The sequence below is a fragment of the Corynebacterium sp. genome, assembly GCF_030535495.1.
GTDB lineage: Bacteria > Actinomycetota > Actinomycetes > Mycobacteriales > Mycobacteriaceae > Corynebacterium.
Window position 1 is genome coordinate 1 of the sequence record NZ_JAUNRW010000064.1, and the last position, 12978, is coordinate 12978.

Consider the following 12978-nt stretch of genomic DNA (forward strand, 5'->3'; position numbering starts at 1 on the left):
GCGGACACCGCGCCCAGGACGCCGAGTGCCAGCCAGAAGATGCCGAGGGTGCCGTCATTGCCCGCGACGGTCAGTCCCGAGGTGGCCCAGCTCAGCGGGAAGAGGTTGGCGACGATCTGCCAGGCCGCGGAGACATCACTGGTGGTCAGCGTCTTCCACACCCACCCGACGACGCCGAGCTGCACCAGCCCCAGCACGCCGGCCACCACGGCCCCGGGGACCGCGCCGAGAAGGCGCACCAGCGTCCGGGTCACCACCGCCGCCGCGAGAACACCACACGCCAGCACCGGCGCAGACAGAGCCAGTACCGGGGCTCCCAGGCCGTCGCCGACCAGCCACAGCAGCAGCACGCCCGCCACGGTGAGGCCGACGGTGGCTCCGAGGAGCACCCACCAGCGTCGGGAGGCACCGGCGAAGGCCCCGCCGACCAGGGCCAGCGCGGCGATCAGCAGGGCGAACAGCGGCGACAGGGCGGGCCCGACAGCCTCCGATTCGCCCTCCGCGGCAGGGGCCACGGGCAGGGCGCGCTGGACGGCGGTGATGCGGTCCTGGGTGCGGGTGGCCATGTCGTCGATACGCTGGGCCCCCTCGTCGAGTGCCTCCACCCCGCTCATGGCCTCCCCGACCCCGCCCTGTGCCTGGGTCAGTCCGTAGGAGAGGTCCTGGGCGCCACGGGTGGCGGTGTAGATGCCGTCGTGGAAGGCGTAGCCGGGGACACCGAGCTGGTTGGCGATCTCCCGGGAGCCGTCCTTGAGGGCCTGCAGCTGCTGGGCCATCTCCCCGTCGAGTTCGACCAGTTCCACCTGACCGCGCAGGGAGGTGAGCTGCTCGCGGGCCTCGACCACGTCGGGATCCTCGGCACCCTCCATCCCCGCGAGGGTGTCGTCAATGGCACCGAGCAGCTGCCCGCGCAGGGCCCCGAGGCCGATGACCTGGTCGACCGCTCCGCCGACACCGTCGGCCACCTCACCTGCGCCGGTCCCCAGCTGGCCGACACCCGCCTGCAGCTCCACCAGTCCCTGGTGCAGCTGCTGGGCGCCGACGACCGCCTCGTTGAACTGGGTGGGCAGCCCCTCGGCGCCCTCCTTCATCTCGGCGACGCCATCGGCCAGCTCCCCGGTGCCCGTGGTGAGGAAGCCCGCCTGGGCGCCGGCCTCACCGGCGGCGCGGCGGGCGTCGATAAGCTCCTGAGTCACGCCGACGGCAGGCGCGGCGGCCGGTTCCTCCCCGCTGCTCCACGCGGAGGCGGGATCGAGGTGGGTGGCGGCGGCGACAGCCGCGCCGATGACCAGGGGGACCACGAGCAGAAGGGCGGTGATCCAGTGGCGGATGGACGAGCTCATGTCTTCAGAACGTACTGGTAGGGGGTGGTGCAGATGTGGTAGGCGCACCGTCAACCCCGGCTGGTAACGTCAAGTGCGATTCCTACCGTGCACCCGATCTCCCAAAAGAGCGTGGTTTCCCTGTGACCCTCATTCTCGTCATAACGCTCGCCGCAGTGGCGGTGGCGGCCGCCCCGCTGGCGGTACGACTTCTGGACAGAAAGGCAGGGTGGCCCCTCGCCGCCCTTTTCGTGGCGGGGGCGGTGGTGCTGGGCCGGGAACTACCCGCGGTCCTCGACGGCAGACCCCTCACCTTCGACTACGTGTGGGTGACGGATGTCGTCGCCCCGGGGATGGACGTGGCGCTGTCCTTACGCGGTGACGCGCTCGGCGTGTTCTTCGCCCTCCTCGCGCTGGTCATCGGTGCCGTGGTGTTCATCTACTCGGCGGCGTATCTGCCGAAGGGACAGGGCAACACCAGCTTCTACACCATCATGACGGCGTTCACGCTGTCGATCCTGCTGCTCGTGCTTGCCGACGACGTCATCCTCCTCTTCCTCGCGTGGGAGCTCGTGTCGCTGGCGTCGTTCATGCTCATCGCCCGCTCGGGCAGCAGCGGTGAGGCCGGGTCGATCCGTACCCTCATCCTCACCTTCGTCGGCGGTCTCACCCTGCTGGTGGCCGTGGCGATCGCCGCCACCACCGCGGGCACCACCCGCCTCTCGGAGATCCTGGCGGCTGATTTCTGGGCACAGCAGCCGGAGCTGACTGCCGGTGTGGCCGTGCTCGTCGCGGTCTCCGCGTTCACCAAGTCCGCGCAGCTGCCCTTCCACTTCTGGCTGCCGGAGGCCATGGCCGCCGCCACCCCGGTCTCAGCCTTCCTGCACGCCGCCGCCGTGGTCAAGGCCGGTATCTACCTGCTGCTGCGTTTCTCCACGGTGTTCCACGACGTCGCCGTGTGGAACGGCCTGCTCATCATCGCGGGTATGACCACCGCCGTCATGTCCGCGGCGTTTGCGGTGCAGAAGACGGACCTCAAGCAGCTCACCGCCTACTCCACCGTCTCCCACCTGGGCTGGATCGTGGCCACCATCGGCGTGGGCACCCCCTTCGCCCTGGCGGCCGCCGTGGTGCACACCGCCGCCCACGCGCTGTTCAAGTCGAGCCTGTTCATGCTCATCGGTGTCATCGACCACGAGGCCGGGTCGCGTGACATCCGCCGCCTCGGCCGCCTGTGGGACCGCATGCCCTTCACCTTCGGTTCCGTGGTCATCGGCGCCGCCTCGATGGCCGCCGTCCCGCCGCTGCTGGGCTTCGTGTCCAAGGAGGGCATGCTCACCGCCTTCCAGGACGCGCCCTACTCCGGCCTGCTGCTGTTCGTCGCCGCCATCGGCGCCGTACTCACCTTCACTTATTCGGCGAAGATCGTCTTCGGCGCCTTCATCGACGGCCCGCGCGACATGTCCAAGGTCCACGAGGCGCCCGTTTCACTCTGGCTGCCCGCCGCCCTACCGGGCTTCATGTCCCTGCCGCTGGCCTTCATGCTGGGGCTTTTCGACGCCCCCCTCGACGCCGTCACCGCCTCCATGGGCGTGGCGAACGAATCTCATCTGGCCCTGTGGCACGGCATCAACACCCCGCTGCTCATCTCGGTCGCGGTGCTGGTCATCGGCATCATCGGTGTGGCCTTCCGCCAGCGGATCTGGCCGGTCCTGGAGGGGCGCCGGATGTTCCCCTCCTCCGGCAACGACCTCCTCGAATCCGGCGTCCGCCTCTCCACCCGTTTCGGGCGCCTCCTCGGCGCCATGGCCAACACCCACAACCCTTCAAGGCACCTGCTGCCACTGGTGCTGTGCGTCATCGTCCTCGGCGGCGCGACCTTCCTGTCCCCCGGTGTCGACGGCATCACTCCCGCCCCGCGCACGGAGGGCCTGGACAACCCGTGGGACCTCATCCCGCTCATCATCATCGCGGTCTCGGTCGTGGGTCTGGCGATCACCAACTCCCGCCTGTCGGCGGCGGTGCTCATCGGCACGGTCGGCGTCGGCATGAGCCTGCAGATGATGCTGCTCGGCGCCCCCGACGTCGCGCTCACGCAGCTCACCGTCGAGGCGCTGACCGTCATCGTCATCATGATGGTGCTGCGCTACCAGCCCAGCCTGTTCCCCAAGGTCACCTCGGGCCGCCGCCAGATCGGCTCCCTCGTCATCGCCCTGGCGGCGGGTGCCGTCGCCTTCGGCGGTGTCTTCGCCCTGCTCGGTCGCCGCGAGCGCTCCGAACTGGCCATGTGGTACCTCGACCAGGCACCGGAGATCACCGGTGGCCAGAACATCGTCGCGGTCATCCTCGTCGAGTTCCGTGCCCTGGACACCCTCGGCGAGCTCTCGGTGCTGGGCATGGCGGCCATCGTCATCGCCGCCGTCGCCCACTCCATGCCGCGCCACCCCTTCAAGCAGGGCACCCGCCCGGCCCCCTTCGGGCAGTCGCAGCTCAACTCCATCCCGATGCGCAAGGTCATCGTGCTGGTCATCCCGGTGCTGGCGATCCTCAGCGTCCTCGTGTTCATGCGTGGTCACCAGGATCCGGGCGGCGGCTTCGTCGCGGCGCTGATCATGGGTGCCGCCATCGGCCTGGCGTACCTGTCCAAGGGCCAGGACGGCATCGTCTTCCGGGAGTCCACCCCGGTGTGGCTGACCGGTATCGGCATCATGACCGCCGTCGGCGCGGGCTTCATCGGCCTGCTCGAGGGATCCTTCCTCTACGCCATCCACGGCTACATCCTCGGCGAGCACATGACCACCTCGCTCATCTTCGATCTGGGCATCTACCTGGCGGTGCTCGGCATGCTCACCATGGCGATCAACGCCCTCGGTGGCTACCTGCGCCCGGGTGTGGACGTCAACGACCTCAACTACGCGCGTATCGACGACGAGGGTCCCCTCCCCGCCACCCCGACCATCGAGAAGGGGGACAACCACGTGGAGGCGTTCCCGGAGCCGATCAACCCGGCGGATGCACCGCGCTCGGTGCTCGTCGCTGATCCCCCCGCCGACGCCCAGGAGACCAAGGAGACCGACCGATGATCCTCGCCCTGACCATCGCGATCCTGGTCACCGGATCCGTGTACCTCATCCAGCAGCGCGGCATGGTGCGCATCATCTTCGGCATGGCTCTTTTGGGCCACGCCGGAAACCTCACCCTGCTGGCCGCCGGCGTGGGCGCCTGGCGTGGTGAGCCCTTCCCCGACCGCACCCCCCTGGATGTGGCTGCTGACCCGCTGCCGCAGGCCTTCGTGCTGACGGCCATCGTCATCGCCATGGCCACCACCACCATCCTGCTCACCCTGGCCGCACTGGGACGCGACGACGACACGGACGTCCCCGAGCCGGCCGACGACAACATCGCCGCCGATCCTGTCGCCACCCTCGGCCGCGCGGCCGGTAACGGAGGCAAGTAATGGACTGGACTCTCCCGCTTTTCGCCGCCATCCCGCTGTTCACCGCGGCCATCGCGGTGCTGCTGCCGTGGCGCTGGGCCCGCGATGTGCTCCACATCGGTATCCCGCTGCTCGGCATCGCCGCCGGTATCTGGCTGTTCATGCACACCGCGGACAACGGCCCGATCGCCCACAACGTCGGCCTGTACGTCGGCGGCGTGGCCATCCCGTTCGCGGCGGACACCTTCGCCGCGATCATGATCATCACCACGATGATCGTGGCCGCCACGGCCAACTGGTTCGCCACCATCTCCGGGGAGACGGTCTCCCGCTACTACGCCTCGCTCACCCTCATCCTCATCACGGGTGTCAACGGCGCGCTGCTCACCGCCGACCTGTTCAACTTCTTCGTGTTCATCGAGGTCATGCTGTTGCCGTCCTACGGCCTGATCGCCATGTCCGGCACGTGGGCGCGTCTGGCCGGTGGCCGGGCGTTCGTGCTGGTCAACCTCGCGGCCTCGACGCTGCTGCTCATCGGTGTCGGTGTGCTCTACGGAGTCACCGGTTCGGTCAACATCGCCGCCCTGCAGGGCGTGGCGGCGGGTAATGGGCCGGCAGTGGTCGCGATGGGCCTGGTGGTCATCGCGATCGGCGCCAAGGCCGGCGTCTTCCCGGTCCACACCTGGCTGCCGCGCACCTACCCGGAGACCTCCGCGGCCGTCATGGGCCTGTTCTCCGGCCTGCACACGAAGGTCGCGGTGTACATGCTCTACCGCATCTACGTGAACATCTTCGACCTGGATGACCGCTGGAACTGGCTCATCATCGCCATCATGGTGGTCTCCATGCTCGTCGGCGCGTTCGCCGGTCTGGGTGAGAACTCGATCCGCCGCGTCCTGGGTTACCAGATGATCAACGGCATGCCGTTCATCCTCGTCATGCTGGCGTTCACCTCGGATGATCCGCAGCGGGCGCTGGCGGCCGGTCTGCTCTACACGCTGCACCACATGGTCACCGTCGGGGCGCTCATCCTCACCTCGGGCGCCATCGAGGAGACCTACGCCACCGGCCTGCTCACCAGGCTCTCGGGTCTGGCCCGCCGGGATCCTCTGGTGGCGGCGCTGTTCGCCGCGGGGGCGTTCTCCATCGTCGGTTTCCCGCCGTTTTCGGGCATGTGGGGCAAGATTCTCCTCGTCTTCGAGATCGCCCGCGCCGTCGACTGGTGGTCGTGGCTGGTCATCGGCGTCATCGTCGTCGCCTCGATCGGCGCGCTGCTGTCCATGCTGCGCGTGTGGCGCGAGGTCTTCTGGGGTAAGCCGATGCAGCGTTACCCGAAGGAACTGCGCGTCTCCGGCCGCATTCTCGCCCCGTCGGTGGTGCTCATGGCGGGTTCGCTGGCGATGTTCATCTTCGCTGGCCCGCTTATCGACGCCACCCTCACCGCCACCGAAGGCCTCCTCAACGTCGAGGGCTACGCCTCCGCCGTCCTCGGCGAGAATCCGATCGGTGTCCCCGACATGACCGACCTCCAGGGAGGCCGCTGACATGCACGTGTTCTTGTTCATCCCGTGGTTCATCAAGGAGATCTTCGCCGCCGGTTTCAAGGTGGCGTGGGCGGGGTTTCGCCCCGATGCGGGCTACGACCCGGTCATCGTCCGCTACCCCCTGCGCGTGACCTCCGAGTGGCAGATTTTCTGGCTCTCCACCTGCATCACCACCACGCCCTCGACCCTGTCGCTGGGTCTGCGTGCCCCCGAGCACGAGGGAGACCCGCACATTCTGCTGGTGCAGGCCGCCTTCGGCTCTGATCCCGACGAGGTCGTCGCCGATCTCGCCGACATGGAGCAGCGCCTGGCCCCCCACGTGCGCTCGATCGACCACGGCGTCCCGGGCCAGGGTTCCGTGACCACCCTCGACCCGAAGTTCTACGAGTACCCGACCGACCGGAAGGAGAAGAACTGATGTCCCCCTTCGAGTGGCTCATCGCCGCGTGTATCGCCGTCATGGCGCTCACGCTGCTGTCGGGCCTGGTGCTCGTCCTGCGCACCTCTGATGTTCTCACCCGCGCGGTGGTGGCGGACCTCATCTTCTACACGATGGTCTGTATCTTCCTCGCCTGGACGCTGATCAACCCGACCTCCATCGGCTACGAGGTGGCGCTGTTGGCCGCCATCGCCGGCGGTGTCCTGCCGACCCTGTCCATGGCACGCATCATCTCGAGGGGGCGCCGCTAATGACCATCGCCGAAATCATCGTGTCCGTCCTGGTCGTCGTGGCCACGTTCATGGTGGTGACCACCTCGGTCGCCATGTGGCGCGCCCCCGACGCCCTGACCCGCGTCAACCTCCTGGGCCCCGTCATCGGTGTCGGTTTTCCGCTGCTCATCGTCTCCAAGCTCATCCTCGACTGGTCGACCACCGGCTTCGACGCCAACAATCTCGTTCGTGGACTGCTGGCGATCGCGGGCGTGTGGATCGTCGCCTCCGTCGGTTCCTACTACATCGGCCGCTCCATCTACGGTGTGACGGTCGTGGATCAGAAGCACCAGTCGGACCGCGCCTACCAGCCGGGGGCGTAGAGGCACAGACCTTCACAGCAGCACCCGGTGTATCCGGGTGCTGCTGTTGTGCTTATCGGCGCCGCGCCCGGAATCGCCAACGCCGCCCTCCCCGCGGGGCGGCGGGGAAGGCGGCGTTCGGTGCCGCGGGTTACTTGTTGGCGGCGAAGGCGGCCTTCACGCGCTGGCCGAGGTCCTCGTCGACGCTGGACCAGTACCAGTAGCAGCGTTCCTCGACGGACTCGGAGACACCGTCCATGGCACCGGCGATGTTCTCGGCGAGGCGCTGCTTGGCAGCCTCGTCGAGCACCTCGCGGTAGAGGGTGCCCGGCTGGACGAAGTCATCGTCCTCGGGGTGCTGGACGTAGGCGGCACGCACGATGTCGGTGCCGTGCGGGTCCGGGTTGACGTAGAGGTCAGCGGCCTGGCCGTAGGTGACTCCGGAGGAGGAGTCCTCCCCGTTGTCCAGGTAGCCGGCACCCTTCTCGAAGCGATTCGGGGTGTAGGTCGGCTGGTCCTCATCATCGAAGAAGTAGGCCATGGGACCGCGGTTGCTGTAGGTGTTGACGTCGTTGAGCGGACGGTTGACCGGCAGGTCGCGGTAGTTGGGTCCGATGCGGTAGCGCTGCTGGTCGGCGTACGCGAAGGCGCGGGCCTGGAGCATGCGGTCCGGGGACAGGCCGATGCCCGGGACGATGTTGCCCGGGTCGAGGGCGATCTGCTCGATCTGCGCGAAGTGGTTGCGCGGGTTGCGGTTGAGCACGAAGTGGCCGACGTCGATACGCGGGTAGTCCTTCTTGGACCAGACCTTGGTCAGGTCGAAGGGGTTGAAGCGGTAGTTCTCCGCGTCGGCGGCCGGCATGACCTGGACCTTGACGTCCCAGATCGGGTAGTCACCGCGGTCGATGGACTCGTAGAGGTCCTGACGGTGGTGATCGGCGTTGATGCCGGCCATCTCGGTGGCCTCGGCGTCGGTGAAGTTCTCCACACCCTGGCGGGAGATGAAGTGGTACTTCACCCAGAAGGCATCGCCGGCCTCGTTGACCCACTGGAAGGTGTGGGAGCCGTAGCCGTTCATGTGGCGGGTGGTGGTCGGGGTGCCGCGGTCGCCCATGAGGTAGGTGACCTGGTGGGCGGACTCCGGGGTGCGGGTCCAGAAATCCCACTGCATGTCGGCGTCGCGCAGACCGTTGCGGCCGAGGCGCTTCTGGGAGTGGATGAAGTCGGGGAACTTCACGGCGTCGCGGACGAAGAACACCGGGGTGTTGTTGCCCACGATGTCGTAGTTGCCGTCCTCGGTGTAGAAGCGCAGGGCGAAACCGTGGACATCGCGCCAGGTGTCCGGGGAGCCCTTCTCTCCGGCGACGGTGGAGAAGCGGATACCCATCGGGGTGACGGTGCCCGGCTGGAACAGCTTGGCCTTGGTGTACTGGGAGACATCCTCGGTGATGTGGAGCTCACCGAAGGCGCCGTGGCCCTTGGCGTGCGGGATGCGCTCCGGTACGTTCTCGCGGTTGAAGTGGGCGAGCTTCTCAATGAGGTGGATGTCATTGAGCACGTTGGGGCCCTGCGGACCCGCGGTGACGGAGATGTTCTCGGAGGCCACCGGCGCGCCGTTGTGGCGGGTGGTCTGGCCGGTAACGTTAGGGCGCAGGCCGCGCTCGACGATGTCGTTGGCCTTGGAGTTCTGGTCGCTCATGGCTCCCTCTTTCTCGGTTGATAATTTATTCCACCTATCGGTGGTTTCTGGTTGATAGCCTAGGCCCATATTGTGAGCCGCGCAACCCCCACCGTACCTATCGACGCTCATGGGCGCCGTTTGCCCTGGTAACGTCGTCAGGCGTGACGAAGCACTCCGCCCATGACGACGCCCGCGTCACCGATCTGGCCCTCCGGGCCGGACGCGGTGATCGCGAGGCTCTGACGGAGTTCATCCGCGCCACCCAGGACGACGTCTGGCGACTGCTGGCCCACCTCGGCGGCCGCGACATCGCCGACGACCTCACGCAGGAGACCTACCTGCGGGTCATGGGCGCACTCCCCCGCTTCGCCGCCCGCTCCTCCGCCCGCACCTGGCTGCTCTCCCTGGCCCGGCGCGTCTGGGTCGACAACATCCGCCATGACATGGCCCGCCCCCGCAAGTCGGCCACGGAGTACGAGGACGCCGCGGCCACCACCGCCGTCGACGGCGCCAACGCCGCCTCCTGGTCCGAATGGATCGACGCGCGCACGCTTATCGACGCGTTACCGGACGATCGTCGAGAAGCACTCATCCTCACCCAGGTCCTCGGATACACCTACGAGGAAGCCGCGAAAATCGCGGGCGTGCGGGTGGGCACCATCCGCTCGCGCGTGGCCCGCGCGCGCAAGGATCTTATCGACGCCGCCGGGACGGGCCCCTAGTCGCACGGAACCGCCCTCTCCGGGAAGGAGAGGGCGGTTCCGTCAGTTACGAGCTGGACGATCCGCTCGAGAGGCTGGACGCACTCGAGGTGCTGGAACCGCCTCCGACACAGTTGTCGTGGAGGTAGCTGCTGACCAGCAGACCTGCCGCCACGAGTGCGGCCCCGCCGATGATCTGCCCGGCCTGGCCGTTCTCGTTCAGCATCGCGTTGAGCTGCTCCACGAACTGCGCGGCGTTCGGGTCGAAGATACCCAAGTTACGCTGCAGGTTCGCGTTCGTCTGCTCGATCTGTCCCTGGATCTGCGAGATCATGGGCGACAGGCCAGGCATGTTGACCTGTGCTGCCAGACCCAGCGGGATAAGGAACAGCAACGGCAGACCAACCGTCACACCCGCGGCGGCACAGCGCTGGGAGTAGGAGCTGCTCGGGGGCGACGACGGATCATCGACCACCGGGGCGGCCGGGGTGACCTGGACGACGGCAGGCAGGATGATGGTGTTGCCATCAGCATCCGTGACCTCGACCGGGATGGTGTAGAAGCCCGGCAGAACGTCCCGACCCGGTGTGACCGTGATCGACCCATCCTCATTCAACGATGCCCACTCAGGTGCATCATCTCCCAGACGAAACTCCACGTCATCCGGCAGCGGGCCGCCGTCAGGTCCACGCGGGGTGGATACCGTGGCGGTACCACCCTGCTGCACCTGGGTGCCGGGGTAGTACAGGTCGTCCATGCCAACCGCAACGGTGGCGGTGACATTGTCCTGCGAGCCGTCCGGGTAGGTTGCCACGATCGGCACCTGGATGACAGCGCCCGGGGCGGCATCCGCCGGCGGGGTCACCGTCACGGTGCCGGTGGTGGGATCGACCACCACGTCCCAACCAGCCGGCGGGGTGTAGCCCTCCGGCAGGGTGAACTCGGTGCCCTCCGGCAGGTCGGCGTCCTGCGTGACATCCACAGGAGTGCCCGGAACCGTGGACTCCGGCTGGTAGTCAGGCTGGTTCTCGTCGGCCTCGGTCGGCGTGACATCCGGGGCACCGACCGTGACAGTGGACACCACCGTCTCGCTGGAGCCATCCGGGTAGGTCACCACGACCGGTACCAGGATCAGATCTCCCGGGGCGGCATCCGCCGGCGGGGTCACCGTGACAGTACCGGTGGTCGGATCAACTTCAGCCTCCCAGCCAGCAGGCGGGGTGTAGTCCTCCGGGATGGAGAACTCCGTGCCGTCCGGCAGCTCGGTGTCAACGGTCTGCTCGACATCGACCGTGGTACCCGGCTTCGTCGTGCCCGGGTTGTAACCCGGGTTATGGTCATCAGCCTCGGTCGGAACCTCATCCGGGGTCCCGACAGTCACCGGAACGGTGGCGTCATCGGTGGAACCGTCCGGGTAGGTCACCACCACCGGAACCTGGATCAGGTCACCCGGGGTGGCATCCGCCGGCGGGGTCACCGTGACAGTACCGGTGGTCGGATCAACGTCAACCTCCCAGCCTTCCGGCGGAATGTAGCCCTCCGGCAGGATGAACTCGGTACCGTCCGGCAGCTCGGTGTCAACAGTTTGCGGAACATCCACCGGAGTCCCCGGGTTGGTCCGGCCCGGGTTGTAACCCGGGTTGTTGTCCTCGGCTTCGGTAGTGGTGTCGTCGGGGAGACCGACGACCGTGACCTTGGCCTGCGCAACACCGGTGGTGCCGTCGGGGTAAGTGACGGTCACCGGGATCGTGTAGGTGCCCGGAACCACATCCGTGCCCGGGGCCACCGAGATCGTGCCGTCAGGGTTGACGGTCGCCCATGCCGGGACACCGTCAGCCGAAGCGAACGTGCTGCCCGGCACGATCGCGGTGCCATCCGGGTTGGTCGGGGTGGCGATGAGCGCGGTCTCTCCCTGATTGACCGTCGCGTCCTGGTACACCGGGTTGGAGACGGCAGCCTGGACGAAGACGGGGGCGTCGATAAGCAGGAGCTCACCGCTCGGGAGCATGGCAGCCACCGGGATCGTGATCGCCTGAGCCGGAACCTCGAAGCCCGGTGTCAGGGTGATCTCACCCGTCAGCGGGTCGACCATTGCCCACGGCGGCGTGCCGACGCCGGCCTCAAAGGTGGTGCCGACCGGCAACAGTACACCGTCGGCCTCCAGCGGAGCGGCGACCGTGGCGGTGCCGCCCTGCGTGACGACGGTCGGGAGGTAGCTGGCGTCGTCAGCATTGATGACGGAGACCGGCACGTTGACGACCTCGCTGGTGCCGTCCGGGTAGTTCACCGTGACGGGAACGTCGTAGGGACCGACCGGGACGTCGTAACCCACCTGCACGGAAACCGTGCCATCCGGGTTGACGCTCGCCCAATCCTGGGTGCCGTCGGCCGGAGCGTAGGTAGTGCCAGCCGGCTGATCACCTGCCGGCGGGCCAGCGATAACAGCCGGGCCATCCTGGATGACCTGGACCGATTCGTACACCGGCTGGAAATCCGCAGCGTCGCCGCCAGTCACGATGACCTGAGCCGGAGTCTGCTCGCTCGAGTCGTCCGGGTAGGTCACCAGGACCGGGACGATGATGGAGTCCCCGGGCTGGGCAGCAGCCGGCGGCGTGATGGTCACGGTGCCGGTGGTCGGATCGACCACCACCTCCCAACCGGTCGGCGGGGTGTAGTCCTCCGGCAGGGTGTACTCGGTGCCGTCCGGCATGTCGGTGTCACCGGTCTGCGGAAGGTCGACAGCGATGCCTGGAACGGTATCACCCGGGTCGTACGCCGGGTTGTTGTCATCAGCCTGGGTGGTCACATCACCCGGGGTACCGACAGTCACCGGAACGGTGGCGTCATCGGTGGAACCGTCCGGGTAGGTAACGACTATCGGAACCTGGATCAGGTCACCCGGCTGCGCATCAGACGGCGGGGTCACCGTGGTGGTGCCGGTGGTCGGGTCAACCGTCACTTCCCAGCCTTCCGGCGGGGTGTAGCCCTCCGGGAGGGTGAACTCGGTACCGTCCGGCAGCTCGGTGTCACCGGTCTGCGGAACATCCACCGGGATACCCGGGTTGGTCCGGCCCGGGTTGTAACCCGGAGTGTTGTCATCGGCCTCGGTCGGAACCTCATCCGGAGCACCGACAGTCACCGGAACGGTGGCATCGTCAGTGGAACCATCCGGGTAGGTAACGACAACCGGAACCTGGATCAGGTCACCGGGCTGCGCATCAGCCGGCGGGGTCACCGTGGTGGTGCCGGTGGTCGGGTCAACCGTCACTTCCCAGCCTTCC

At 67.6% G+C, this 12978-nt stretch carries 10 protein-coding genes; 7 read left to right on the forward strand and 3 right to left on the reverse strand.

Going from position 1 to position 12978, the window contains the following annotated elements; all coding sequences use genetic code 11:
* The coding region (locus Q4F73_RS08425) for a hypothetical protein (protein ID WP_303358908.1) at positions 1-1343 on the reverse strand (1343 nt) is incomplete at its 3' end.
* A gap of 122 nt (positions 1344-1465) precedes the next feature.
* Here Q4F73_RS08425 and Q4F73_RS08430 point away from each other — a divergent pair.
* Genes Q4F73_RS08430 through Q4F73_RS08455 form a run of 6 tightly spaced genes read left to right on the forward strand, consistent with a single transcriptional unit; the run spans position 1466 to position 7336 of the window.
* A complete protein-coding gene (locus Q4F73_RS08430; RefSeq protein ID WP_303358909.1) occupies positions 1466-4405 on the forward strand; it encodes a DUF4040 family protein in 2940 nt (979 codons plus the stop codon).
* Positions 4402-4779 carry a cation:proton antiporter subunit C gene (locus tag Q4F73_RS08435; RefSeq protein ID WP_303358910.1) on the forward strand — a complete coding sequence of 126 codons (378 nt, stop codon included), beginning with the start codon at positions 4402-4404 and terminating at the stop codon, positions 4777-4779. The genes Q4F73_RS08430 and Q4F73_RS08435 overlap by 4 nt, the downstream gene beginning before the upstream one ends.
* Positions 4779-6302: a monovalent cation/H+ antiporter subunit D family protein gene (locus tag Q4F73_RS08440; protein WP_303358911.1), complete on the forward strand. Its 1524-nt coding sequence runs from the start codon at positions 4779-4781 to the stop codon at positions 6300-6302. Before Q4F73_RS08435 ends, Q4F73_RS08440 begins: the two co-directional genes overlap by 1 nt.
* Before the next feature lies 1 nt (position 6303).
* A complete protein-coding gene (locus tag Q4F73_RS08445) occupies positions 6304-6720 on the forward strand; it encodes a monovalent cation/H+ antiporter subunit E (protein WP_303358912.1) in 417 nt (138 codons plus the stop codon).
* Complete coding sequence (locus Q4F73_RS08450; protein ID WP_303358913.1) at positions 6720-6992, forward strand: cation:proton antiporter; 273 nt, start codon at positions 6720-6722, stop codon at positions 6990-6992. The genes Q4F73_RS08445 and Q4F73_RS08450 overlap by 1 nt, the downstream gene beginning before the upstream one ends.
* Complete coding sequence (locus tag Q4F73_RS08455) at positions 6992-7336, forward strand: Na+/H+ antiporter subunit G (protein ID WP_303358914.1); 345 nt, start codon at positions 6992-6994, stop codon at positions 7334-7336. Before Q4F73_RS08450 ends, Q4F73_RS08455 begins: the two co-directional genes overlap by 1 nt.
* 130 nt (positions 7337-7466) lie before the next feature.
* Here Q4F73_RS08455 and Q4F73_RS08460 read toward each other — a convergent pair whose 3' ends face one another.
* On the reverse strand, positions 7467-9014 hold the full coding sequence (locus tag Q4F73_RS08460; protein WP_303358915.1) for a catalase: 1548 nt from the start codon (positions 9012-9014) through the stop codon (positions 7467-7469).
* Between the two features lie 143 nt (positions 9015-9157).
* On the opposite strand from Q4F73_RS08460, the gene Q4F73_RS08465 reads away from it, so the two are divergent.
* Positions 9158-9718: an RNA polymerase sigma factor gene (locus Q4F73_RS08465; RefSeq protein ID WP_303358916.1), complete on the forward strand. Its 561-nt coding sequence runs from the start codon at positions 9158-9160 to the stop codon at positions 9716-9718.
* A 46-nt stretch (positions 9719-9764) separates the two neighbouring features.
* On the opposite strand, the gene Q4F73_RS08470 is transcribed toward Q4F73_RS08465, so the two are convergent.
* Positions 9765-12978 (reverse strand): Rib/alpha-like domain-containing protein (locus tag Q4F73_RS08470; RefSeq protein WP_303358917.1); only part of this gene is annotated, 3214 nt, incomplete at its 5' end.

Excerpts from the sequence above, each read along its gene's own strand:
- Q4F73_RS08450 (WP_303358913.1), top strand. The coding sequence starts at position 6,720 with ATGTCCCCCTTCGAGTGGCTCATCGCCGCGTGTATCGCCGTCATGGCG.
- Q4F73_RS08455 (WP_303358914.1), top strand. The coding sequence starts at position 6,992 with ATGACCATCGCCGAAATCATCGTGTCCGTCCTGGTCGTCGTGGCCACG.
- Q4F73_RS08435 (WP_303358910.1), top strand. The coding sequence starts at position 4,402 with ATGATCCTCGCCCTGACCATCGCGATCCTGGTCACCGGATCCGTGTAC.
- Q4F73_RS08445 (WP_303358912.1), top strand. The coding sequence starts at position 6,304 with ATGCACGTGTTCTTGTTCATCCCGTGGTTCATCAAGGAGATCTTCGCC.
- Q4F73_RS08460 (WP_303358915.1), bottom strand. The coding sequence starts at position 9,014 with ATGAGCGACCAGAACTCCAAGGCCAACGACATCGTCGAGCGCGGCCTG.
- Q4F73_RS08440 (WP_303358911.1), top strand. The coding sequence starts at position 4,779 with ATGGACTGGACTCTCCCGCTTTTCGCCGCCATCCCGCTGTTCACCGCG.